Source organism: Pseudomonas sp. MWU13-2105, assembly GCF_023242315.1.
Lineage (GTDB): Bacteria > Pseudomonadota > Gammaproteobacteria > Pseudomonadales > Pseudomonadaceae > Aquipseudomonas.
The window spans coordinates 89,485-112,380 of sequence record NZ_JALLIY010000006.1 but is presented as its reverse complement, the minus strand read 5'-3'; the positions used below and the strand labels follow the sequence as shown (position 1 = coordinate 112,380).

General features: G+C 64.3%; 17 protein-coding genes. 6 read left to right on the top strand and 11 right to left on the bottom strand.

Annotated features, from left to right (window positions below; translation table 11 throughout):
• Nucleotides 1–91 precede the first annotated feature (91 nt).
• The 5 genes from M5B96_RS10405 to pvdM form a co-directional block, all read right to left on the bottom strand.
• The gene (locus tag M5B96_RS10405) at nucleotides 92–2,449 is read right to left on the bottom strand and encodes a TonB-dependent siderophore receptor (protein WP_412548599.1); all 2,358 of its coding nucleotides are present in this window, start codon (nucleotides 2,447–2,449) and stop codon (nucleotides 92–94) included.
• 307 nt (nucleotides 2,450–2,756) lie between these two features.
• On the bottom strand, nucleotides 2,757–4,436 hold the full coding sequence (locus M5B96_RS10400; protein ID WP_248796624.1) for a cyclic peptide export ABC transporter: 1,680 nt from the start codon (nucleotides 4,434–4,436) through the stop codon (nucleotides 2,757–2,759).
• Between the two features lie 120 nt (nucleotides 4,437–4,556).
• Nucleotides 4,557–5,597, bottom strand: a complete 1,041-nt coding sequence (locus M5B96_RS10395; protein ID WP_248796621.1) for a formylglycine-generating enzyme family protein — start codon at nucleotides 5,595–5,597, stop codon at nucleotides 4,557–4,559.
• A 43-nt stretch (nucleotides 5,598–5,640) separates the two neighbouring features.
• On the bottom strand, nucleotides 5,641–6,942 hold the full coding sequence (locus tag M5B96_RS10390) for an aminotransferase class V-fold PLP-dependent enzyme (protein ID WP_248796610.1): 1,302 nt from the start codon (nucleotides 6,940–6,942) through the stop codon (nucleotides 5,641–5,643).
• 7 nt (nucleotides 6,943–6,949) lie between these two features.
• Nucleotides 6,950–8,317 (bottom strand): pyoverdine-tailoring dipeptidase-like protein PvdM, encoded by a 1,368-nt coding sequence (gene pvdM / locus M5B96_RS10385; protein ID WP_248796608.1) that lies wholly within the window; start codon nucleotides 8,315–8,317, stop codon nucleotides 6,950–6,952.
• A 151-nt stretch (nucleotides 8,318–8,468) separates the two neighbouring features.
• Here pvdM and M5B96_RS10380 point away from each other — a divergent pair, with 151 nt between their 5' ends.
• Entirely contained in the window at nucleotides 8,469–10,088 is a 1,620-nt protein-coding gene (locus M5B96_RS10380; protein WP_248796606.1) for a PvdJ/PvdD/PvdP-like protein, read from the top strand.
• A 153-nt stretch (nucleotides 10,089–10,241) separates the two neighbouring features.
• Here M5B96_RS10380 and M5B96_RS10375 read toward each other — a convergent pair whose 3' ends face one another.
• The 3 genes from M5B96_RS10375 to M5B96_RS10365 are packed head-to-tail and all read right to left on the bottom strand — an operon-like array spanning nucleotide 10,242 to nucleotide 14,773.
• On the bottom strand, nucleotides 10,242–11,621 hold the full coding sequence (locus tag M5B96_RS10375) for an efflux transporter outer membrane subunit (protein ID WP_248796604.1): 1,380 nt from the start codon (nucleotides 11,619–11,621) through the stop codon (nucleotides 10,242–10,244).
• A gap of 8 nt (nucleotides 11,622–11,629) precedes the next feature.
• Complete coding sequence (locus M5B96_RS10370; protein ID WP_248796602.1) at nucleotides 11,630–13,603, bottom strand: MacB family efflux pump subunit; 1,974 nt, start codon at nucleotides 13,601–13,603, stop codon at nucleotides 11,630–11,632.
• Entirely contained in the window at nucleotides 13,604–14,773 is a 1,170-nt protein-coding gene (locus M5B96_RS10365; RefSeq protein ID WP_248796596.1) for an efflux RND transporter periplasmic adaptor subunit, read from the bottom strand.
• Nucleotides 14,774–15,085: 312 nt separating this feature from the next.
• Here M5B96_RS10365 and M5B96_RS10360 point away from each other — a divergent pair, with 312 nt between their 5' ends.
• The 3 genes from M5B96_RS10360 (at nucleotide 15,086) to M5B96_RS10350 (ending at nucleotide 17,333) form a co-directional block, all read left to right on the top strand.
• Nucleotides 15,086–15,565, top strand: coding sequence for a sigma-70 family RNA polymerase sigma factor (locus M5B96_RS10360; RefSeq protein WP_248796587.1), 480 nt, complete (start codon nucleotides 15,086–15,088; stop codon nucleotides 15,563–15,565).
• Nucleotides 15,566–15,680: 115 nt separating this feature from the next.
• The gene (locus M5B96_RS10355; RefSeq protein ID WP_248796584.1) at nucleotides 15,681–16,397 is read left to right on the top strand and encodes an MgtC/SapB family protein; all 717 of its coding nucleotides are present in this window, start codon (nucleotides 15,681–15,683) and stop codon (nucleotides 16,395–16,397) included.
• Nucleotides 16,398–16,709: 312 nt separating this feature from the next.
• Nucleotides 16,710–17,333, top strand: coding sequence for a response regulator transcription factor (locus M5B96_RS10350; RefSeq protein WP_248796583.1), 624 nt, complete (start codon nucleotides 16,710–16,712; stop codon nucleotides 17,331–17,333).
• A gap of 205 nt (nucleotides 17,334–17,538) precedes the next feature.
• Here M5B96_RS10350 and dkgB read toward each other — a convergent pair whose 3' ends face one another.
• From dkgB to M5B96_RS10335, 3 genes are all read right to left on the bottom strand, one after another.
• Complete coding sequence (gene dkgB, locus M5B96_RS10345; protein WP_248796582.1) at nucleotides 17,539–18,342, bottom strand: 2,5-didehydrogluconate reductase DkgB; 804 nt, start codon at nucleotides 18,340–18,342, stop codon at nucleotides 17,539–17,541.
• Between the two features lie 120 nt (nucleotides 18,343–18,462).
• Nucleotides 18,463–19,599 (bottom strand): thiolase family protein, encoded by a 1,137-nt coding sequence (locus M5B96_RS10340; RefSeq protein ID WP_248796581.1) that lies wholly within the window; start codon nucleotides 19,597–19,599, stop codon nucleotides 18,463–18,465.
• A gap of 88 nt (nucleotides 19,600–19,687) precedes the next feature.
• Entirely contained in the window at nucleotides 19,688–20,227 is a 540-nt protein-coding gene (locus M5B96_RS10335) for a PaaI family thioesterase (RefSeq protein WP_248796580.1), read from the bottom strand.
• 197 nt (nucleotides 20,228–20,424) lie between these two features.
• On the opposite strand from M5B96_RS10335, the gene M5B96_RS10330 reads away from it, so the two are divergent.
• Complete coding sequence (locus M5B96_RS10330) at nucleotides 20,425–21,291, top strand: pirin family protein (protein WP_248796579.1); 867 nt, start codon at nucleotides 20,425–20,427, stop codon at nucleotides 21,289–21,291.
• Nucleotides 21,292–21,415: 124 nt separating this feature from the next.
• Complete coding sequence (locus M5B96_RS10325) at nucleotides 21,416–22,858, top strand: mechanosensitive ion channel family protein (protein WP_248796578.1); 1,443 nt, start codon at nucleotides 21,416–21,418, stop codon at nucleotides 22,856–22,858.
• Nucleotides 22,859–22,896 lie beyond the last annotated feature (38 nt).

Sequence of the window (22,896 nt, the reverse complement as noted above, 5' to 3'; positions counted from 1 at the left end):
TCGGCGCACGATCTTTGTAGCAGCGGTGTTGCCCCTAGGCTTTTTTATACACACATGCCTGGCGGGTTGCCCCGCCAGGCCGCTTCCAGGATCAGAAGTCCGCGCGGACAGTCAGCATATAGGTGCGTGGATCACCATAGTAGTTGCCACGACCCAGTTCACCGATTGATTTGTAGTAGGCCCTGTTGAAGACGTTTTTCACATCCAGGCCGACTTTCCAGTTCTTGTCGACCTTGTATGACGCCAGCGCATCCCAGACGGCACGTCCGCCGTTGGACTCGGGGGCCCCGAGAGTATCAGTGGAATAACCGCTCTGTGCCGAAACACCACCGCCTACGGTCAGACGATTCCAGTCGCCAGGCAGGTTGTAGGTGGTAGAGGCGCGCAGCAGATGCTTGGGTGTCTGGTAGTCGGTCGGACCGCCACTGCTTTTGCTGGTGATATCGAAGGTGTAGCCGGCCGCCACTTGCCAGCCCGTCAGCACTTCCCCGCTGGCTTCCAGTTCAAACCCCTTGCTGCGTTGGATATCGCCGTTGGTGTAGCAATATTGGTCGGCATTGAGGGGGCATACGACGTTCTCGTCCGGATTCGCCAAGGCCACGTTTTTCTGTTTGATGTAGAACAGCGCCGCCGAGACGTTCAGACGACCGTCATACAGCTCACCCTTGATCCCGGTTTCATAGTTGCTGCCAATGGCCGGCTCCAGCAGGGTGCCGGATTGAGTGCGCAAATCGCTCTGTGGTTCGAAGATTTCGGCGTAGCTGGCGTACCACGACCACTGCGGGTTGAAATCGTAGATGAGACCGGCAAAGGGCGTGAACTCATGGTCCTGCCGGTTGGCGGCCCTGATGCCATTGAGCATGTTCTTGGTTTCATACTCATACCAGCTCAGACGCCCACCCAACACCAGGCTCAGCGGTTCCGAGAGGTGCAAGCGAGTATTGGCATACACGCCGTAGCGCCGGGCATTGTCGTCATTGATGCCGGTCCAGCCGGTGAACGCCGGTTTGTCGATGAGATCAGGATCAGGGTCGAACACATTGATCGGAGCCGTTACGTTCTTATCGAAGGTCTTGCTGTGGCGCTCCTGGTTCGACCAGTTGGCGCCGAGCAGTACGCTGTGCTCCAGGCCAAAGGCATTGAAGTTGCCGGAAATATTGCTGTCCAGGCCGATGTTCTCGACCACGTCTTCACGGAACAGCACCTGGTAGCGCGTTGGTCCGGCCAGGGTCAGCGGATCGACTGAGCCACGACTGTTCGCAATCTGCTGGCTGAATCCACCCTCGGTGCGGGTGATCGAGGTCTTGCTCTTCCAGTCATCGTTGAAACGATGTTCCAGATCCGCGAAGAGTTCAGTCTGTTGGGTGTCGTGATAGGCCCAGTTCTGTGCCAACGAGGTCGAGCGTGATACGCCCAGGGGCTTGCCGTCACTGTAGCGAGGCAGGCCGAAGACCGAGTAACCGTTGGTCCTGCTGGTCTGGTTGCGCAGGCCCACGGCCAGGGTGGTGGCATCATCCAGGTCGGCTTCGACAATGCCGTAGAACACCGGCTTGCGGCTGCTGGCGTAGTCGACGAAGTAATCGCGCGTTTCATAGGCGGTGACTATGCGGCCACGCAAGGTGCCGCTGTCGTTCAGGCGGCTGGTGCCGTCCAGGTCCACGCGATAGAAGTCATCCGAGCCGATGCGGGTGGTGATCGAGTAGTGGGGATCGGCCGTCGGGCGCTTGCGCACCAGGTTGACCGCACCGCCCGGATTACCATTGCCCACCAGCATACCGGCGGCGCCACGAAGGATTTCCACGCGGTCATACACTGCGGTGTCAGGTGTCATCCAGCCAGTAGGGCTGTAGCTCAGGCCGGGCACGCCGTCGACCATATAGGCGTCGGCACCCAACTCGAAACCCCGGGAGTTGTACTGGTTGTCGCCGAAGTTACGCGTCTGCAGGGTAATGCCGGTGGCCTGGTCCATCACCTGGTCGAGGGCGGTGAGGTTCTTGTCGTCCATCTGCTGGCGAGTCACCACTGTGACCGACTGTGGGGTTTCGCGCAGGGTCTGGGCGGTCTTGCCGATGGTCACCGCGCCGCTGGTGTAGGAACCGGTGCCGTCGGTGTTGCTGCCCAGGGCCTGGCCACTGACGTTGGTGGCGGCCAGGGTCAGGCCCGAGCCCTTGGCGGCGGCAGTGTCGCTCAGGGTCAGGGTGTCGCCCTGCAGGTTGTAGTCGACACCAGTGTCTTTGAGCAACTCGCTGGCGGCCTGGCCTGGAGTGAACAGGCCCTTGACCGGCGCACCGCGCAAACCCTGGACCCGCTCTGGATTGTAGAGAATCTGGATATTGCCCTGGCGCCCGAGCTCCCGCAGGGCGGCGCCCAATGGCTGGGCGCCGATGTTGAATTCGAACTCCTGAGCCTGGACCTGCGCGGCCAGGGGCAGTGCCAGCGCCATCCCCATGACGGCCAGCGACGGTGGCGAGCAGAACAACTGGCGAACCAGCAACGCTTTGCTCAAGGGTGTGAGGCGGTGTTGTTTTGGCATTGTGTCTGCTCTTGTCTATAAACTGCTGGAAAAGCGAGTGAGAATTTTTTGCATTTGAAATGAAGACGTACGGGATCGACAAAGACGGAAAAGAAAAGTGGAAAAAAAGCGCCAAGGAGGGGCTTTCTGTGGGGGCCAGCCTGCTGGCGACGGCGGCCTTGAGGGCGATGTCAGGCTTGAAGGGCAATCGCCGGCAAGCCGGCTCCCGCACGGGACGAGGGTGTTACGAGAAGGCGTTCTCGGCGAAAGCCTGCTGTGCCTCGCGGCGCTCGACCTTGATCTGCCCGGCGTGCATCCGCACCAACTGGTCGGCCACCGGGAAGTAGCGGTCGTCGTGGGAAATCACGATGATTGTCTTGCCCTGCTGGCGCAGTTCGGGCAGCAGCTCGGTGTAGAACACCCGGCGGAAGGCCGGGTCCTGGTCGGCGGCCCATTCGTCGAACACCAGCACCGGACGCTGGTCGAGCCAGGCATTGATCAGCGCCAGGCGCTTGCGCTGGCCGGTGGACAGGTCGGTGGTGGTGAAGCGCCCGTCACGGATGCTGACCTTGTGGGCGATGTCCAGGCGTTCCAGGTACTTGAGCGATTCCGCAGGCAGCAGGTCGTCGCCCTGGAGCACTTCGTCGAACAGGTAGTAGTCGGCAAAGATGGTGGTGAACAACTGCCGGTAATCATCCAGGCCCTCGGCAGTCACCGCCTGGCCGTTGAGGCGCACCTCGCCCTGTTGTGGGCGGTACAGCCCGAGCAGCAGCTTGATCAGGGTGGTCTTGCCGCAGCCGTTCTCGCCGACGATAAAGAGTATCTCGCCTTGCTTGATGGTCAGGTTCAGCGGCCCGAGGTGAAAGGCCTGGCTGCCTTCGACCTGCGGGTAGTCATAACGCAGTTGGTGCAGTTCGATGCTGTGCAGCGGCGCCGCGGCGGCCTGGCGGTCCTCGATCAGCAGGTGCGGTTCCGGCGAGGAGAACTGCCAGGACAGTTCGGCGATCCGGCGCAAGGCGATTTGTGCGCGGCTGATGATCGGCAGGGTGTTGATCAGGCGTTCCAGCGGGCCTTTCATATACAGCATGACCAGCACGAAGCCGCCCAACACGGTGCGCTCGCTGCCGGGCCAGAGTGCCTGGAAGGTGATGGCGATACCGATTACGGCGAAAAACAGCATCGAGCCGAAGGTTTCCGCGCTGACGAAGATATTCGCCGCACGGATATTGGCCCGGCAGATCCGCTCGGTGGTGCCGTGGATCTGTTCATCGTGCATGTACTGGCGCCGCTTGCGCTGGATCCGCAGCTCCTTGGCCCCGGCCGAGATCGCCTGGTAGTGCTTCTGCAATTCGTCTTCGCCGTCGCGGGCGGCAAGGATGCTGCGCATGCCGTAGCGATGGGCCAGCCATTGCGCGCCGGAGCCGATGAGCACGGTGAGCACGGTCAGCAGCAGGATCTGCCAGGAGAGCAGGGCCAGGTAGGACAGGCAGCCAAGGGTCACGGTAAAGGCGATCACCATCGGTGCCACCGACAGGGCGAAGGTGCTCAGGGTGCTGACGTCGCCGAGCAGCACCGGAATCAGCCGGTGGGCGCGATAGCGTTCGAGTTGCTCGATGGGCGCCACCAGCACCTGGGCGGCCAGTTCGCGGCGCAGGCGCGCGACTACCTGTTGGCCGACGTAGTTGGTCAGCAGGTTGGACCCGGTGGAACAGGCCAGGGTCAGCAGGCACAGGCCGGCGAACAGCAGGGCCGTATGGCGATCGGGCCCGGTGGCGGCATTCATGGCGTTGTTGACGGTGGCCAGCAGGCCGGTGACGCTGAGGCCGCTGACGATCCCCGATACGGCCGAAAGCACGACCAGCAGCCAGAATGGTTTGAGGATCCTGAAGGTTTCCCGGGCGAGACTTGGGGCGGGGAGGGGCATGGGGGCTACTCGTGAAGGGGCTGTGGAAGCGGGCGCCCCGAAGGCGCCTTGAACTCTGTAGACGAGTCGATCGGGCCAGGATTTAGGGCGCTGCGCTCCTACAGGGGGGCACGGGGGCTTTCAGAGTTCGCGGGCGACGCGAAAGCCCAGCCAGTCGCCACGGGTGATGGCACTGCGTTCGTTGCGATTGCCCGAGCGCGAGAACACCGGCGCTTCGGTCCAGTCATTGCCGCGAATCACCCGGCGCTCTTCGCACTCCTGGCTGTCCAGGCGCGGACTGCCGTCGGCGGGCGCGCCGACATAGCTGTCGACGTAGCAATCCGCGGTCCATTCGTAGACGTTGCCGTGGCCGTCATACACGCCATAGGCGTTCGCCGGGAAGCTGCCGCCCGGCGAGGTGTAGCTGAAGCCGTCGGCCGGACCATAGGTGTTGGCGTGCTCGGCGATGCTGTAGCCCTTGTCCTTGTCGAACGGGAAGGGGAACGAACCGCTGCTGCCGCCGCGCACCGCGTATTCGCGTTGCGACTCGCTGAGCAGGTGGTATTTCCTCCCGGTCTTTTTCGACAGCCAGTCGGCAAAGGCCTGGGCTTCGTGGGCGTCCATGCACACCGCCGGTTGCCGCTCGCCCTGGGGGTAGCGCGGCTGGCCGGCCAGGCATTCGCGACCGGGACGGGTATCGCCATCCGGCATCTTGTAGCCGGTGTCACGGATATAGGCATTCCACTCGCCGCTGAGCACCTGGAAGCGGCTGACGGCGAAGGCCTTCTCGAAGGTCACCGGATGCATCGGGCCTTCATCCGCCTCGCGGCCGACTTCGTCCTCGGGGGTGCCCATGGTGAAGGTGCCGGCGGGCAGCACGACCATTTCCGGGCAATCCTTGCAGTCCTTGAACACCTTGCCCGGCAGCGGCGCGGTGGCGGCCAGGGCGGCGCCTGGCAATGCGACACATAAGGCCAACGCCAACCTGTAGGAGCAGAGCTTGCCCGCGAGGCTTCCGGCGGTTTCAAGGGGCTCTTCGCGGCGCTGCGGCGTCCCGACCAGCCCTGCTCCTGCGGTACGGTGCGTGGGGCTGATCCGCTGGGCGAAAAAAATCTTGTATACAAGCGCGGCACCCTTGTCGAGCAAGGTGCCGGGTCGAAGATGGAACAGATCTGCTTTCATCGAAATGCTCACTGAGAGAAAACGCAAAATGGAAAAGCTGTCGCTACAGTCGCCGACCCAGCAGCGCCATGAAACGCTCGATCTCGGCCTCGTTGTTGAGCAGGCCCGGCGCCGTCCGTACGAGCGGGCCGACATCGCGATCCACCGCATCGACCACTACCTTGTTCTGCATCAGGTAGGCGGCGACCTTGTCGCTGTCCTGGCCCTTGACCCGGAAGAAGCTGAAGCCGGCGGACAGTTCGGGGCTCATGGGGGTGACCAGCTCGATCCGCGAATCGGCTTGCAGGCGTTGCTTGAGATCGCTGTTGAGGGCACGGATGCGCGCCTGGACCTCGGCCTTGCCCAACTGCAGATGCAGCTCGAAAGCTTTGTCCAGCGCCCAGCGATGTTCGAAGGCGTGGTAGCCGCCGGGGCTCATGGAGGTGGCGAAGTCAGTGTCCTCGGAGAAGGTCGGCAGCAGCGGCGTGACGTCCCTGAGCTGTTCTGAGCGGGCACAGACGATGCCGGTGCCACGTGGGCCGAACATCCACTTGTGGGTGCCGGCGATAAAGAAGTCGCAGTGCATGTCCGGGAAATCGAGGTTTTCCACGCCGAAACCGTGCACGCCGTCGACCACGTAGAGGATCCGCTCCTTGTCGTCGCGCGCGCGGTTATGCTCCGCGACCAACTGGCCGATCTGTCCGATCGGCAGTTTCACCCCGCTGCCCGATTGCACCCAGGTCATGCCGAGCACCCGGGTTTCCGGTCTGATCGCCCGGTCGATATTGCCGATCACCTCGTCGACCGAAACCAGTGCCGGGTCCTTGAACAGGCTGATCTTGCGCACCCGGGTGCCTTCGCGCTCGCTGCGCAGGCGCAAGATATTGCGGGTTGAATAGTGTTCGTGTTCGGTGCTGAGGATTTCCTGGTCGGGGCGCACATGAATGCCGCCGTAGATCATCGCCAGGCCCTCGGTGGTGCTGCCGGTCAGGGCAATCTGTCCGGGCTCGGCCTTGAGGTAGCGCCCGGCGGCCAGGCGGACCTGGGCCTCGCGTTTCCAGGTTTCCTGCAGGTCCCAGTCCATGGCCAGGCCCGGATTGCGGTCGATGGCGGCGCGGTGCAGTTCGATGGCCTCGCGCACGGGCTTGGGGTGGGAGGTCACCAGGAAGTTGGAAAAGTGCAGGTAGCCGGGGTCCTGGTCGAACAGCTGGCGCAACCTGGCCCACTTGTCCGTGGACAGCACGGGGTTCGCGAGCGTGGCGGGAGTCGTGACCGGGCCGGCGGCCAACGCATTCAGGCTGGCGCCCAGGGGCAGGCCGGCAGCGAGTACGCCGGCCTGCTTGAGAAAGGTTCTGCGATCGGTCATGGGCAATTCACTGGCGCGAGAGTGTGGCGGTGGGTGGCGCGGTGCCGGGGCGGGCGGCTTTGCGCACCTGGTCCCAGACCCGCAGGAAGTTGCCGCCCCAGAGCTTGGCGATATCGGCTTCGGAGTAGCCGCGTTCGAGCAGTTCGGCGGTGACGTTGCGCGCCTCGCTGACATCCTTGAAACCGTCGATGCCGCCGCCGTCGTTGAAGTCGGAACTGATGCCGACATGCTCGATGCCGATCTTCTTCACCGCATAGTCGATGGCGTTACCGAAGTCCTTGAGGTTGGCCTTGGGCTCTTCGTCGAGAATCGCGTAGAGGGCGCTGGCGTACTCGCCGAAGCGTTGTTCCGGCCAGATGCTGATGATCGGGTCGCCGGGCATCAGGGCCATGGCCAGGTTGGGCAGGGGCGGCAGGTCGAAACGCTTGCGCAGGCTGTTGAGCTTGTCCTGGGTGCGCTGGCTCAAGGGCCGCAGGTAGGCGGGAAAGGCCACGATCTGCACCACGCCGCCGCTGTTCCTGATCAGTTGCATTTCCTTGTCGCTGAGGTTGCGCGGGATATCCACCAGGGCACGGGGCGCCGAGTGCGAGGCGACCATCGGCGCCCGGCTCAGTTGGCTGACCTGCTCCAGGGCCTTGCTCGACATCTGCGAGACATCGATGATCACCCCCAGGTCGTTGAGGCGCCGCACCGCCTGCTGGCCGATCGCGGAGAGGCCATCGAGGGCGTCCGGGGTGTCGTTGAGGAACGGCAGCGGGCGTGAGGAGTCGGCCCAGTCGTTGTTGCCCACGTAGCTGAAACCGAACATACGCATGCCCCGCGCGGCCCACAGGTCCAGGCGATCGAGGTCGTGACCGAGGGGATAGGCGTTGAGCATGCTGATAAACACCGCGAACTTGCCTTCGCCGTGCAGGCGGCGCATATCGTCGGGGCTGTAGGCGATGCCGACACGGTTGGGGAAGTCGCGGACCAGGCCGCTGATGATCTGGTAGCGCACCTCCTGCTGTTTGCGCGCTTCCTCGACAAAACCGGCGGTGGGGTGGTGCGGGGCGTTCGGCCCGTTCCAGATTTCCGGCCAGCCGAACACCGTCAGCGCGGCGGCGGCAAGCCGTCCGCGAGCGGCCTTGGCCAGGTCGAACTGGCCCGGACCATCCTTGTCGGCTTCACGACCTTCAGTGCCGAAGGTCAGGGGCACGCTGATATGGCTGTCGAAGCTGATGATCCGTTCCTGAAGCTCGTCGGCCTGCTTCATGATCTTCAGCGAATAACCGGGGTTGGGCCACAGGTCCCAGCTCAGCCAGGCTGCGGCGGCGCAGAGTCCCAGGGCCAGCGGCAGGCCGACGTAGAGAGCCTTTTTCGAACGCGGTTTTATCATTGCCATCTCGTTGTGGTTTGCCGATCTTGCTATCTGGGAAGAACGGATGGCGCGCGTTCCAATTTAGGGCCGCCCGAGCCGCTAAATTTCCCCGCTGATGCAACGTTCTAGCTTGGATAAAGCCTGCTTCAGGGCTGACACAGGTAGGGCGATGACGATTTCTCGACGAGGCTTCATGGCGGGCCTGGCGCTCACGGGCGTGGCTGTTCCCGCGGCTTATTACGCGCAGCGCGAACTGACCCGGGACAGGGAACCCGTCACTCCGGGCGAGGCCACGGTCGATCTGCCCGACACCGCCGGCCAGCGCCTGGCCAACAACCTGCGCGGGGTCTGGAGCCTGCGCTTCGAAGGGCGCGACGCGGGCCTGGACGGCCTGCCGCTCGATGGCCTGGAACTGTTTATCGATATCGCCCCGCGTGGTCGCGGCCTGCGCGGGTTCATCGACACCGCGCAAGCGTTACGGGCTGATGGCGAACCCCGTTGGCGGCTGCTCGGTGACCTTGCCGAGAGCGCCGGCGCGCGGTTGTCCTGGCGCCTCAGCCAGGGCCGCGCGCAGATGCCGCTGTATGAGTTCAGCCTGGTCCTGGACGAAGTCTGGGCCACGTTCGGCAACGCCGGCAGTGGCACCTTGAGTGGGCATGTCGAGCGGCTGGACCGGCCACTGGCCTTGGCGCAACTGGACAACCGGTTTGTCGCCGTCAAGCAGGTCTTTCCCGAGGCCCGCGAGCGTATTGCTCTCGGCGCACCCCTGCTGGCCTGGCTGGTGTCGCCCGAGCACCGCCTGTTCCACCAGCTCTGGCATGCCTCCCGGGACAAGTGGCACAGCCTCTCCGAAGACAAGCGCAACGGTTTGCGCGGTATCGGCTGGCAGCCCGGTCCGCGGGACAAGGAGCGCGACGCCCGGGGGCCGCGCAAGGATCGCAACGGTTCGGGTATCGACTTTTTCTTCATGCACCGGCACATGCTGCGCACGGCCCGCTCGATGCAGGCCTTGCCGTCCTGGCTGGGGTTTCCGCTGCCACAGCCGGAGCTCGAACGTGATCGCCAGGGCTTTGCCCGTTATTTCGATAACCATGATGGCTGCGCCGTGCCGCCGACCTGGCTGGCCGAGGGTGACGACGAGTACAGCCAATGGGTCAGCGATATCAAGAGTGCCGAGACCTGGCACGGCAACTTCCAGGCCTGGGAATCGCGCTACAGCGACCCGCGTTACCTGTCGCGGCTGACCCTCGGCCAGTTCGGTTCCGAGGTCGAATTGGGGCTGCACGACTGGTTGCATATGCGCTGGGCCTCGGTGGCGCGTGACCCGTCCAATGGTGCGCCGGTGCCCATGGCGCGGGAGTTCACCGATTTTTCCGCGCGCTGGTATACGGCACAGAACGACTTTCTTGGCGACCCGTTTTCCTCCCATGTGAATCCGGTGTTCTGGATGTTCCATGGTTGGATCGATGATCGGCTGGAAGACTGGTTTCGGGCGCACGAGCGTTTTCATCCGGGGCAGGTCGCGCGCCTGGAGGTCAACGGCGTGCCCTGGTTTGCCCCGGGGCGCTGGGTGGAAGTGGACGATCCCTGGCTCGGGCCGAGCACCCACGGTTGCAGCACCACGCCGGGCTTGAGCCTGGGAAAGACGGTGGAGATGGATCCGGAGACCATGAAGCTGGCCCTGCGGATTACCTTCACGCCGGAGCAGGACCTGGCCGGTTTGTTGCGCCGGGTACCGCGCCGGCCGTGGTATGCGCGGCACCTGTCGATCAAGGATCGATTGCTCTAGAGGGGGGAGGTCCTGGGAGGGCTGGGCGGCGCGGGATAACTTGTGGGAGCGAAGCTTGCTCGCGAAGGGGCCCGTGAGGCCGCTAAAAGCTTCGCGGGCAAGCACCGTTCCCACAAAAGCCCGTATTTCAAGTTTGACGGCCCGTATCGGCTCTTACGGTGCCTGCCAGTCGCCACCGAGGGCCTTGTACAACGCAATGCTGGCCAGCACCCGCGACAGGCGCAGTTGTACATGCTGGTCCTGGGCCGCATACAGCGTGCGCTGGGTTTCCAGCACCGTGAGCAAATCCTCCGCGCCTGCCTGATATCGGCCCTGGGCAATCTCGAAGGCCCGTTGCGCCTGCTTCAGCTCTTCAGCCTGCCAACGCCGCTGCCGGTCCAGGCCGCTGATGCTGTTCAGGGCCTTTTCCACATCGGCCAAACCGTTGACGATCGCGCCCCGGTAGTTTTCCAGCAACTCCTCCTGGCGCGCCGTGGCCCGGTCGCGTTCGGCCCGCAGGCGGCCGTTGTTGAAGACCGGTGCGAGCAGGCCTGCACTCAACGTGTAGAACGGCGTGCGCAGGGCATCGGCGGCCCGGGTGGATTCCGAGCCCAGGCCGGCGCCCAGGGTCAGCTTCGGCAACAAAGCGGCCCGCGCCACCTCGACATCCGCCTGCGCCGCCGCCAGTTGCGCTTCGGCCCGGGCAATGTCCGGACGTCGGTGCAGCAGTTCGCTCGGCACGCCGGCATCGATCGACGGCCAACTCAGGCTGCTGAACGGCTGGGCACCGATCCGCAAACTCTGGACCGGCTTGCCCAGCAACGCGGCCAGGGTAATCAGCGACTCCCCGGCCTGCTGGCGCACCAGCGGCAATTGTCGTTCCTGGCTGGCCACCAGGCTCTTTTGCTGGGCCAGCTCCAGCGCCGTGGCCGAACCCGCGTCATAGCGCGTCTGGACTAACTCCAGCACCCGCCGGGCATTGCTCAGGTTCAAGCCGGCGATGGCTTCCTGCTCGCGGGCGGACAGGGTCCGCGCATATTGCTCGGCAACGCCGCCGAGCAGCGTCAGTTCCACCGTCGCCCGGTCATACTCGCTGGCCCGCAGGCTCTGCACGGCGCTGTCGCGGGCGGCGGCGAGGCCGCCCCAGAAGTCCACCTCGTAGCTGGCGTTGAGGTTGGCAGCATAACTTTTGCTGTCGTTGTCACTGTCGGCATTGTCGCGATTGTTCAGCAACTGGCTGCGGCTGGCATTCAGGCCCAGCGTTACTTGCGGCAGCAGCGGGGCCCCGGCGATCAGCGCCGTGGCCTGGGCCTGGCGCACCCGGGCAAGGGCGGCGGCCAGGTCGTGGCTGTCGACGCGGGCCTGCTCGATCAGCAGATCCAGCTCCGGGCTGCCGAAGCGCTGCCACCAGAGGGTGCTGGTCTGTTGCGTGCGACTTTTTGTTGCGAACTGCCAGTGCGCTGGCAGTGGCGCGACGTTATCCGAACGTGGCGCGGGCCCGCCGCAGGCATTGAGCAGCAGGCAGGCAGTGAGCAGGGAAAGTGACGGCTTCATGGCTTCGATCATTCACTGGTAAGCGCTGTGACCGGGTCGAGCCGGGCAGCTTTGCGGGCCGGCATGAAGCCGAAGAGGACGCCGGTGACCAGCGCGCAGGCAAAGGCGCCGATCACCGCTGCCAGGGAAAACGCCACGGCCACCTTGGCCAGCAGCAGGACACCGCCGACCGCCAGGGCCAGGGCCACGCCGGTCAGGCCGCCGACCACCGAGAGCATCAGCGCCTCGGTGAGAAACTGGCGCAGGATGTCGCGCTGGCGGGCGCCGGTGGCCATGCGGATACCGATTTCCCGGGTACGTTCGCGCACGGTCATGAGCATGATGTTCATCACGCCGATGCCGCCCACCAGTAGCGAGATGGCGGCAATCGAGCCGAGCATCAGCGACAGGGTGTTCTGGGTCCGCGCCTCGGCCTGGATCATCGCGGCGTTGTTGGTCAGGCGAAAGTCCCGACGTCCGTCGTGCATGTGCAACATCACCTGGTCGATGGCCTTTTCGGCGTCGCGGACATTGCGCCCGTCGCTGGTGGCAATGGCCACGTACTCCGGATTGTGCGTGCCGAACAACCGGACACTGGCGGCCGAGTAGGGGATCGCCACGCGGTCGTCGCTGTCGGTTTCGCCGGAGGTGGCACCTTTTTCCTGGAGCACGCCGACCACCTGGAACGGCACGTTTTCGATCAGGATGTACTGGCCGATGGGGTCGGTCAGCTCCTTGAGCAGTTTGTCGCGGACCTTGTGGCCGATCACCGCCACCGCCGCGCCGGCATCGGCATCGGCCTGGGTGAAGTAGCTGCCCTCGACCACCGGCCAATTGAAGATCGCCGGAAACTGCGTGTCGTTGCCGCCGACATAGGCGGTGTGGTCGAGGTTGCCGAAGCGCACCACGGCGTCGGCGCCATTGACCGGCATGATCATTTTCACCTGGGGCAGGTTCGCCAGCGCCGCCACGTCGTCGAGACTGATGATCCCCAGCGGCGCTCGTGGCGCGGCCGCTGCGCCGCTCAGGTAGATGATGTTCGAGCCGAAGGCGCCCATCTGCGCGATCACCTGGCGCTTGCTGCCTTCGCCGACCGCGAGCATCACCACCACCGAGGCGACGCCGATGACGATACCGAGCAAGGTCAGGGCGGTGCGAAAGCGGTTGATCCACATCACCCGCCAGGCCGCCTGCACGGCGTCCAGTAATTCGCTTTTCCAGGCGCCGCGGTAGGCGCTGCCGTCACTCAGGCGTTGGCGCAGGTCGATCGCCCGCAGGGCGACCGGGTCGTTGCCGCACTGGAGTTCGGGGGTGTCGCGGGCGCTGTCGCTGATGATCAGCCCGTCGCGGATCTCGATGAGCCGTTTGGCCCGGATGGCGACTTCGCGGTCATGGGTGATGAGAATGATCACATGGCCCTGGCTGGCCAGTTCGTCGAGCAGCGCCATGACTTCGGCACCGCTGTGGCTGTCGAGGGCGCCGGTGGGTTCGTCGGCGAGAATGATATGGCCGCCGTTCATCAGTGCCCGGGCAATTGACACCCGCTGTTGCTGGCCGCCGGACAACTGGTGCGGGCGGTTGCCGCTACGGCTGGCCAGGCCCAGGCGTTCGAGCAGGGCGGCGGCGCGGGCCTGGCGCTCGGCGGCCGGCGTGCCGGCATAGATCGCCGGCATTTCGACGTTCTCCCGGGCCGAGCCGGAGGCGATCAGGTGGTAGCCCTGGAACACGAAGCCGAAGGCCTCGCGACGCAGCCAGGCGAGGGCATCGCTGTCGAGTTCGGCGACGTTTTCACCGGCGAACAGGTAGCGTCCGGAGCTCGGTCGGTCGAGGCAGCCGAGGATGTTCATCAGGGTCGATTTGCCCGAGCCGGAGGCGCCGACGATGGCGACGAACTCGCCGGCATGGATCCTCAGGTCGATGCCGCGCAGCACCTGTACCTCGGGGCTGTCGCCGCCGCCATAGGCCTTGCGGATGTCCTGCAGGTCGATCAGCGGTGTTTGCATTCAACCACCACTACCGGTCGCGGGACCGATCAGCAGATGTTCGCCCTCGGCCAGCCCGTCGAGGACCTGTACCCGCAGCCGGTCGCTGATACCGGTGCGCACCTGGCGCACTTGGATATCACCGTTGCCGCCGACCACCCGGGCCGTCTGCGGCGTTGCCCGCGAGTCGCCCTGCAGGGCGGCAATCGGCGCGGTGAGGACGTCGCGTGCCTGGCCAGCGACGAAGAACACCTGGGTGGTCATATCCGCCATCAGCGCCTGGTCGGTGTTGTCGACATCCAGCAGCACGGTGTACAGCACCACCCGCGCGCTACCACTCTTGCTACTGCTGCTGGAACTGCTGCTCTGGCTCCCGGCCTCCAGGGGCTTGGGTGGCACCGGAAGGATCTGTCGGACCGTACTGGTCCAGCGCCGGCTACCACCGCTCAAGGTGGTGAAGTAGGCGGGCATGCCGGCTTTGACCTGGCCGATATCGGCCTCCGAGACTTCCGCCCAGACCGTCATCGGCGACAGCCTGGCGATCCGCAGGATCAGCGGTGTCTGTTGCTGGGCGTTGAGGGTCTGGCCTTCGCGGGCGTCGAGGGCGACCACGGTGCCGCTCATGGGCGCATAGATGCGCGTATAACCCAGTTCCGCTTCGTCGCTGCGCAGGCTGGCCCGGGCCTGGAGAATCTGCGCGCGGAACATGTCGATCCGCGCCTGGGTGGTGCGCAGCTCGGCCCGGGCCGCCTGCACGTCCTCGCCGCGGGTGGCGCCGCCGGCGTTGAGTCGTTGCTGACGCTGGTACTTCTGCCGGGCCAGATCGTGCAGGGCACGTTGTTCCTGCAACTGCGCCTTGAGGTTTTCAATCGAGTAGCGCCCGGCATCGAGACGGGCCTGCTGGGTCGACGGATCGATCTCCACCAGCAACTGGCCTTCCTTGACCCGGTCGCCGATTTCGACGTGGATCTTGTGGATCTGCCCGGACGCCTGGGCCCCGACATCGACGTAACGACGCGGATGCAGGGTGCCGAGGGCGGTAACGCTGCTTTCGATGTCGCCACGGCTGACTGTGACGGTGGCGAAGCGCTCACGCCCCGGCGGCAGGATCTGCCAGGCGGCCAGGGCGACGACAGGGATCAGACACAGGGTGACAAGCAGGGCACGGCGGGTGCGTCGGGGACGGTTCATGCAGGGTTCCAGCCGATGGAAAATCGATCCGTGACGCCGCCGCCGGGTGCCCGGGGGGCGCCGCGGCGCGGGTTGTCGTCGGGCGACAAACACGGGAGCTGCAAGATAGACGAGAGGTCGGCGGGTGAATTTAACCCCGGCTCGTGGGCTTTCCGAGGTATTTGCAGCGGGCGGATGCTGGATGGATTGGAATCTATATGAGAATTATTATAAATTACGTCTGTTTCAAACAGCCCTTATCATGAGGTCCCGAGCCGGACGCTGCCGATCATGCTCAAGGACAGCCCGCCGGGTGTGCGGACAGGAGTCAGGTTGGAAAGCTACTACCGCGAGCTGGTGTGTTTCCTCAATGCCAGGCTGGGCAATCGCCAGGCGGCCGAAGACCTGGTGCACGACGCTTACCTGCGGGTGCTCGAGCGTTCGAGCGATACCCCGATAGGGCAGCCGCGGGCGTTTCTCTACCGCACGGCGATGAACCTGGTGATCGATGAGCACCGGCGCAATACCGTGCGCCAGAATGAACCGCTGGACGTGCTTGACAACGATGAGCGGTTTTTCAGCCCGTCGCCGCACATCTCCCTGGACCATGGCCTGCGCCTGGAAATGTTGCAGCGGGCCCTGGCGGAGTTGTCGGGGCCGTGTCGCGACAGCTTCATGCTGCGCAAGATCGAAGGCCTGTCCCATCCGGAGATTGCCGAACGCCTGGGGATCTCTCGCAGCCTGGTGGAGAAGCACATCGTCAATGCCATGAAGCACTGCCGCGTACGACTGCGTCAGTGGGAGGCGAGCTGAGCCGCGGGCGCTGACATCATGCTGTGCATGTGGATGTGCTATGCCTGCGGCACCACCCCACTGTAGGAGCGCGCTCGCTCCTACAGTGGGGGACATCGCAGACACGAGAACCGCCATGCAAGCCCTGAACAACATCAACTTCGACTCCCTGATCGACACCTGCGTCAGCCTCAGCGCCGCCTTTATCCTCGGCGGCTTGATCGGTTTCGAACGCCAGTACCGCCAGCGCACCGCCGGCCTGCGTACCAACGTCCTGGTGGCGGTGGGGGCGGCGATCTTCGTCGACATGGCCAACCGTCTGGGCGGCGCCGAAGGGGCGGTGCGGGTGGTCGCCTATGTGGTCTCCGGCATCGGTTTTCTCGGCGCCGGGGTGATCATGCGCGAGGAGGGCAACGTCCGTGGCCTGAACACCGCCGCGACCCTCTGGGCCTCGGCGGCGGTCGGTGCCTGCGCCGGTGCCGACCTGATCCTCGAAGCCCTGCTGGGTACCTTGTTTGTCCTCGCGGCGAACACCTTGCTACGGCCGATCGTCAACTACATCAACCGCCAGCCGCTGGACGTGGTCTCGGCGGAGGTCACCTATATCCTCTATCTGATTGTCCGGCGGGCCCAGCAGAAGACCGCACTGTCGTTGCTGGAAAAGGAACTGGAGCGCAGCAACTACCCGGCCAGCGACGTCGAGGTGCGGCCCTTCGGCGACGAGGAAGTGGAAATCGAAGCGACCCTGGCGATCACCTCGGTGGACGGCGACGAACTCGACGCACTGGTGGCGCGGTTGTCGACCTCAAGCATGGTGCAGCAGGCGTTCTGGAGCCCGAGTACCACCGACTGAGGCCGGCCTCGCGGGCAGCGCCCTGTCGCTGCCCCTCGCGGGGTGGGTTGTGCAAGCTTCCTGGAAATGACGAGTATCTTGGGATTTTCCCTACAGATGCTCCCGAGACCTCTCGCTAAAGTGGCCGACCTTGTTCAGCCCTTGCGTCCTGAACCTGACAGCCACAGGCCGGAATGGCCGCACTTCCAATGCCCAGCCACAGCAGAAATTGAGAATTTTCCTATACTGTATTTCGCTATTTCTCTCCATTTGTTTCGATGCAAGCACGTTCCCGTCTCAAGCAGTGGCTGGCGTACTTCTTGAGGATTTGTAATGCGCACAGCCCTGATAGTTGACGATCACCCGTTCATTCGCATGGCCATCAAGGTCTTGCTGGAAAAGGAGGGGTTCAAGGTCGTCGCCGAGGCCGATAACGGCGTCGATGCGGTGCAATTTGCCCGGGAGCTGTCACCGAGCCTGATCGTCATGGACCTCAATATCCCCCGGCTCGATGGCCTGGAGGCAATCAAGCGGCTCACCGACCTGCACCTGCCGAGCAAGCTGGTGGTGCTTACCGAACAGGCGCCGGAGTTCTATTCCGAGCGTTGCATGCGCGCCGGCGCCATGGGTTATATCTCCAAGACCGCCGAATTGGTCGAGCTGCGCCTGGCGATCCAGGCGGTCATGCTCAACAAGAGTTTCTTTCCGCGCCTGGAGGGGCACGCCCAGGGCCAGGGCGCCAGCGTTTCGGAGCCGGTGCTGATCGACAGCCTGAGCAACCGCGAACTGAGCATCCTGCGCTACCTCGCCCGGGGGATGAAGAACAAGGACATCAGCGAACTGATGCTGCTCAGCGACAAGACGGTGAGCACCTACAAGACCCGCTTGATCGACAAGCTCAATCTGAAGTCGGTGGTGGCGCTGGCGGAGTTCGCCAAGCGCAACCAACTGATCTGAGGCGTCGGCTGGTAGCCCCCAGGCGGCCATGCGGAGCTGGAATGCATTTCTGAAAACGCCCCCTGACCTGTAGGAGCAGGGCTTGCCCGCGAAGCTTTTAGCGCTCTCACGGGACTCTTCGCTGGTAAGCCAGGCTCCTGCAGGTCGGTGGCGTGTTCACGTTTCGCGCGGCGCTTTCAGGTTTATGCCGGTCGTCGCAACCCCCTCAATCCCACTGCGGCGCCAGGCCTGCCGGGCTGGTCAGGCGATGGGCCCGTTCGAGGCCGGCGATCTTCGCCATGTCTTCATCACTCAGACGCAACTCCCGGGCTTTGAGATTGCTCGCCAGGTTCTCGCGCTTGGTCGACGATGGGATCACCGCGTAACCCAGTTGCATGGCCCAGGCCAGGGTCACTTGTGCCGGGGTCGCCTGGTGCCGCTCGGCGATCTGGCGGATGACCGGGTCGTTCAACACTTCACCATAGGCCAGGGTCATATAGGAGGTGATCTGGATACCCTGGGCTTGGGCGGCCGCCACAACCTTGCGGTTCTGCAGGTAGGGGTGCAGTTCGATCTGGTTGGTGGCGATCTGCTCGGCACCGACGGCGGCCACCGCTTGTTGCATCAGGTCGACGGTGAAGTTGGACACGCCGATCTCCCGGGTCAGGCCCAATTGTTTGGCCTCCAGCAGCGCGCCCATGAATTCGGCGACCGGCACCTGGTCCTGCGGCGATGGCCAGTGGATCAGGGTCAGGTCCAGATAATCGCTGCGCAGTTTGCGCAGGCTTTCCTTGAGGCTGGGGATCAGCGCGTCCTGGCCGAGGTTGGCGATCCAGATCTTGCTGGTGATAAACAGCTGGTCACGGGGGATGCCGCTGGCGGCGATGGCCTGGCCGACCTCGGCCTCGTTTTCATAGATCTGCGCGGTATCGATGACCCGGTAGCCCAGCGCGAGGCCGGTGCTGACCGAGTCGATGACGACCTGGCCTTGCAGGCGGAAGGTACCGAGGCCAAAGGCGGGAACGGACATGGGCGACTCCTGGAGCGACAGTGGGAATGAGCAGGAGTATCCCCAGCCCGATCTTTGAGAAAAAGTAGGGCTGGGGAAAATGACTCGTTACCAATACGCACGAATCGACGGAGTCTCAGTTCAGGCCTCGACAGCCTCAAGCAACGTCGCGATGCCCTGGCCGCCGGCGATGCATTGCGTGGCAATGGCGTAGCGTCCGCCACTACGCCGCAGCAGGGAAGCCGCTTTGCCGGTAATACGCGCGCCGGTAGCCCCGAGCGGATGACCGATGGCCAGGGCACCGCCGTCGAGGTTGATCCGACCGCGATCCAGGTCGAGTTCGCGCAGGCAGGCCAGGGACTGGCTGGCAAAGGCCTCGTTGATTTCCACCAGGTCGATATCGCCGATCCGCAATCCGGCCCGTTGCAGCACCTTGCGGGTCGCATGCACCGGGCCCATGCCCATGATCTGCGGAGCACAGCCGGCCACCGCGACGGCCTTGATCCGCGCCAGGATCGCCAGGCCGCGCGCGCGGGCGAAGGTTTCGCTGCACACCAGCACGGCGGCGCTGCCATCGGTCAATGGCGAGGCGGTGCCGGCGGTGACCGTGCCGTCGAACGCCGGTTTCAGTCCAGCCAGACCTTCCAGGCTGGTGCCCGGGCGAATGCAGCCATCCTCCTTGACCCAGCCGTTCGCGGTCTGGATAGCGATGATTTCATCTGCCAGATGCCCCAGTTCGCGGGCCTTTGCGGCCTTGGCGTGGGATTCGACGGCCAGGCTTTCCTGCTCGGCCCGAGCGATGCCGTAACGGCGTGCGACTTCTTCGGCGGTGTGGCCCATGGGCATATACACCTCGGGGTGGTCGCGCATCAGCGTCGGGTTCGGCGAGATATTGAAACCGCCCATGGGCACGCGGGTCATGGATTCCACCCCGGCGCAGAGGAAGGCGTCGCCGGCCCCCAGCAGGATCTGCCCGGCGGCATAGTGCACGGCACTCATGGACGAGCCGCAGAAGCGGTTGATCGTCGCGCCGCCGAGGCTGTCGGGGAACCCGGCGCGGAAACTGGCGATGCGGGCGATATTCATGCCTTGCTCGGCTTCCGGGTAGGCGCAGCCCATGACCAGGTCTTCGAGGTCGCTGGGATCGATCTCGAGTTTATCCACCAGGCCGCGCAATACCTGGGCGGCGAGGTCGTCGGGGCGGATATCGACCAGTGCGCCTTTTTTCGCGAAATGGAAAGGGGAGCGGGCGTAACCGGCGATCACGATGGCGGTCATGGTGAAACTCCTGCTGTGTTGAATGATAACTGTAATTTAATTGGGCGCCACCTCACCTTGTAGGCGCAGGCAAGGGCGCAGCGCTTTCTCAGCCTCTTGGTTGGAGAATCATGCAGGTGGTCGAGCCGGTGGCATAAAGTCGTCCGTCGACGTCGTAGATCCGCCCTTCGGCCAGGGCCGTGGAGCGCCCGAGATGGACGATCGTGCCCTCGGCGCGGATCGGTCCGCTGCTGCCGGTCAGGGCCCGCACATAGCTGATGCGCAGGTCCAGGGTGGTATAGCCCTGACCCTTTTGCAGGCGCGTATGAATGGCGCAGCCCATGCACGAGTCGAGCAAGGTCGCGGCATAGCCGCCATGCACGCTGCCCAGCGGGTTGTAGTGGCGGGTGTCCGGGGTGCCCTGGAACACGAAGCGGCCCTCGGACCATTCGATGGGGATAAAGTCCAGCAAGCTGCCGATCGGCGGCGAGGGCAGTTCACCGTTGCCGATACCGTTGAAAAACTCCGCCGGAGTCAGTTGGCTGACCTCGGCCAGGGTCAGGCTGCCGGGGCCTTGCAGGCGTTCGCGCATGGCCTGCTCCTCGGCAATCCATTGGGCGAGCGTGACGTCGCGGTTCGGGGTCTGCATGGGCGCCTCCTGATCAGGATAAAAAAATTACGGTCGTAATATTTTAATCCATATTATGTCCGAAATATAAATTAATCCAGCACCCTGGCGGCCAGTGGGTAATCGTCCCAACAGTAGAACGATGAAGCCGTTTTTTACCGGCTAGCGCCAAAAACCGCTTCAATCTAAGCTCTGCCCCATAAATGATGGAGGTACCCATGAAAAAGATTCTTGGTCTCTATACCAGCCCCAGGGGCCATTGGGTCGGCGACGGCTTTCCGGTGCGCACGCTGTTTTCCTATGACAACCTGGGCCGGCAGATCAGCCCGTTCCTGCTGCTGGACCATGCCGGCCCCGCTGATTTCACCCCGACCAGCCAGCGTCGTGGGGTCGGCCAGCACCCCCATCGCGGTTTTGAAACCGTGACCATCGTCTATGACGGTGAAGTGGAGCACCGCGACTCCACCGGGGCCGGTGGTGTGATCGGCCCGGGCGACGTGCAATGGATGACCGCCGCCGCGGGGATCATCCACGAAGAGTTTCATTCCGAAGCTTTCGCCAAACGCGGCGGCCGACTGGAAATGGTCCAGCTCTGGGTCAACCTGCCGGCGCGGGACAAGTCGGCGCCGGCCGGTTACCAGGGCATTCTCGACCGCGATATCCCGCGGATTGCCCTTAAGGACCAGGCCGGCAGCCTGCGCCTGATCGCCGGGGAGTTCGACGGCCAGCAGGGGCCGGCGCGGACCTTCACGCCGATGGATGTGTGGGATATCCGCCTGAACGGCGGGAAAACCCTGGCGCTGGAGCTGCACGAAGGTCGCAGTTCCGTGCTGGTGGTCCTGCGCGGCAGCGTGCGGGTCAATGGCGAGCAACTGGCGCAACCGGGGCAGTTGGTGGTGTTCGAGCCGGCCGGTCGCGACGTGTCGTTGCACGCCGATATCGATGCGCTGGTGCTGCTGCTCAGCGGCGAGCCGATCGACGAGCCGATTGTCGGCCATGGTCCCTTCGTGATGAACAGCGAAGCCGAGATCCACCAGGCCTTTGCCGACTTCCAGGCCGGGCGCTTCGGGCAGATGCACGACTGACGCCGCCAAGCGGCCCCCGTTCGCCGAGGGCCGCTGCGCCGCGCCGAATATAAAGCTATAACTCCAGGAAGCCGTTCTGTGCGATCTTCGCCGCGCCGACGGTTTCTTTTCATGGAGTGGCTCGATGCTTGACCTGTTGTCTGAACATCCCCTGTCCTGCGCTTTTCTGCTGATCGTGGTCGATTTGTTGTTGTGGCACCTGATGGGCAGCAAAAGCGACACCTGGAAACTGGCGGTGCGCCTGACGGTGTTCTCGCTGTTCAGCCTGCTGTTGTTCAACGAAGGCATGAACCCCCTGCAGACCCCGCCCTGGCCCGATGACATCCCCCGGCACCTGGCGGCCACCGGCCTGCAGATCGGCTGGTGGCTGTTCGGCGCGCGGACCCTGACGGTGCTGCTCGGCACGGTGATGATGCAGCGGGTCGGGCATGCCGGTCGGCTGGTGCAGGATGTGCTCGGGGCGATCATCTTCCTGATCGCCATCGTCGCGGCGGCGGCCTATGTGCTCGACCTGCCGGTCAAGGGCGTGCTGGCGACCTCCGGGGCCCTGGCGATCATTGTCGGCCTGGCCTTGCAGAGCACCCTCAGCGACGTGTTTTCCGGGATTGTGCTGAATGCCACCAAGCCCTATCAGGTCGACGATTGGGTGTCCATCGACGGCACCGAGGGCCGGGTCGTCGATATCGACTGGCGCGCCACGCGCCTGCAAACCTCCCAGGGCAGCATGGCGGTGGTGCCCAACTCTCTCGCGGCCAGGGCCAAGATCGTCAACTTCAGTCGCCCCAGCGATATGCATGGCTTGTCCATCAGCGTGCAGGTCAGCCCGCATTCCCGGCCCCAGGTGGTGATCGATGCCCTGGAGCGCGCGATGCTCGGCTGTCGCGCCTTGCTGCCGACCCCGGCGCCTTGCGTGACGCTGAAAAGCTCCAGCGCCGAGGGCGCGGAATACGAGATCAACGGTTTCGTGGTGTCCATGGGCGAGAAGCGCGAAGTGCGCAATCAGCTCTTCGACCTGGCGTTCCGCCACTTGCGTGCTTCGGGCGTGAGCTTGCTGTCCAGCGGGGAGAGCGCCACACCGGTGAATTTGTCGCGCCCGCGCAGGTTGTTGGAAAGCTCGTCGATCTTCTCCACCTTGCGCTCGGAGGAGAAGGATACCTTCAGCGAGAACATGCAGGCGCAGACGTTCCGTGCCGGTAGCGAGATCATGGCCCGTGGCGAGATCAGCGATCACCTGTTCATCATCGAATCCGGCGTGGTCTCGGTGACGCTGTTGCGCGGCGGCGTGCCGATGGAAGCCGGGCGCATGGGACCGGGCGAGGTGATCGGCGAGGCCGGGGTGCTGGCCGACATGGCGGTGGTGGCGGACTTCACCGCCAAGACCGACTGCCTGCTGTATCGCATTGAAAACGAGTACCTCAAGCCCTGCCTGGAAGCCCGCCACGACATCGGCGAGGCCATGAAGAACCTGCTCGACCGGCGCTTGAACGCGGTGCAGAACTTCACCCGCGAAGTGCCCCAGCCGGCGCAGAAGCGCGGGTTCATGCAGTGGTTGCGCAGTCGGACCTAGGGTTTCAGTCCCTTGGGGCCAGCTGTTGCAGAAGCGCC

Bases quoted from the DNA above. Each gene is read 5' to 3' on its own strand.
- M5B96_RS10405 (WP_412548599.1), bottom strand. From the start codon at position 2,449: ATGGGGATGGCGCTGGCACTGCCCCTGGCCGCGCAGGTCCAGGCTCAG.
- M5B96_RS10400 (WP_248796624.1), bottom strand. From the start codon at position 4,436: ATGCCCCTCCCCGCCCCAAGTCTCGCCCGGGAAACCTTCAGGATCCTC.
- M5B96_RS10395 (WP_248796621.1), bottom strand. From the start codon at position 5,597: ATGAAAGCAGATCTGTTCCATCTTCGACCCGGCACCTTGCTCGACAAG.
- M5B96_RS10390 (WP_248796610.1), bottom strand. From the start codon at position 6,942: ATGACCGATCGCAGAACCTTTCTCAAGCAGGCCGGCGTACTCGCTGCC.
- pvdM (WP_248796608.1), bottom strand. From the start codon at position 8,317: ATGATAAAACCGCGTTCGAAAAAGGCTCTCTACGTCGGCCTGCCGCTG.
- M5B96_RS10380 (WP_248796606.1), top strand. From the start codon at position 8,469: ATGACGATTTCTCGACGAGGCTTCATGGCGGGCCTGGCGCTCACGGGC.
- M5B96_RS10375 (WP_248796604.1), bottom strand. From the start codon at position 11,621: ATGAAGCCGTCACTTTCCCTGCTCACTGCCTGCCTGCTGCTCAATGCC.
- M5B96_RS10370 (WP_248796602.1), bottom strand. From the start codon at position 13,603: ATGCAAACACCGCTGATCGACCTGCAGGACATCCGCAAGGCCTATGGC.
- M5B96_RS10365 (WP_248796596.1), bottom strand. From the start codon at position 14,773: ATGAACCGTCCCCGACGCACCCGCCGTGCCCTGCTTGTCACCCTGTGT.
- M5B96_RS10355 (WP_248796584.1), top strand. From the start codon at position 15,681: ATGCAAGCCCTGAACAACATCAACTTCGACTCCCTGATCGACACCTGC.
- M5B96_RS10350 (WP_248796583.1), top strand. From the start codon at position 16,710: ATGCGCACAGCCCTGATAGTTGACGATCACCCGTTCATTCGCATGGCC.
- dkgB (WP_248796582.1), bottom strand. From the start codon at position 18,342: ATGTCCGTTCCCGCCTTTGGCCTCGGTACCTTCCGCCTGCAAGGCCAG.
- M5B96_RS10340 (WP_248796581.1), bottom strand. From the start codon at position 19,599: ATGACCGCCATCGTGATCGCCGGTTACGCCCGCTCCCCTTTCCATTTC.
- M5B96_RS10335 (WP_248796580.1), bottom strand. From the start codon at position 20,227: ATGCAGACCCCGAACCGCGACGTCACGCTCGCCCAATGGATTGCCGAG.
- M5B96_RS10330 (WP_248796579.1), top strand. From the start codon at position 20,425: ATGAAAAAGATTCTTGGTCTCTATACCAGCCCCAGGGGCCATTGGGTC.
- M5B96_RS10325 (WP_248796578.1), top strand. From the start codon at position 21,416: ATGCTTGACCTGTTGTCTGAACATCCCCTGTCCTGCGCTTTTCTGCTG.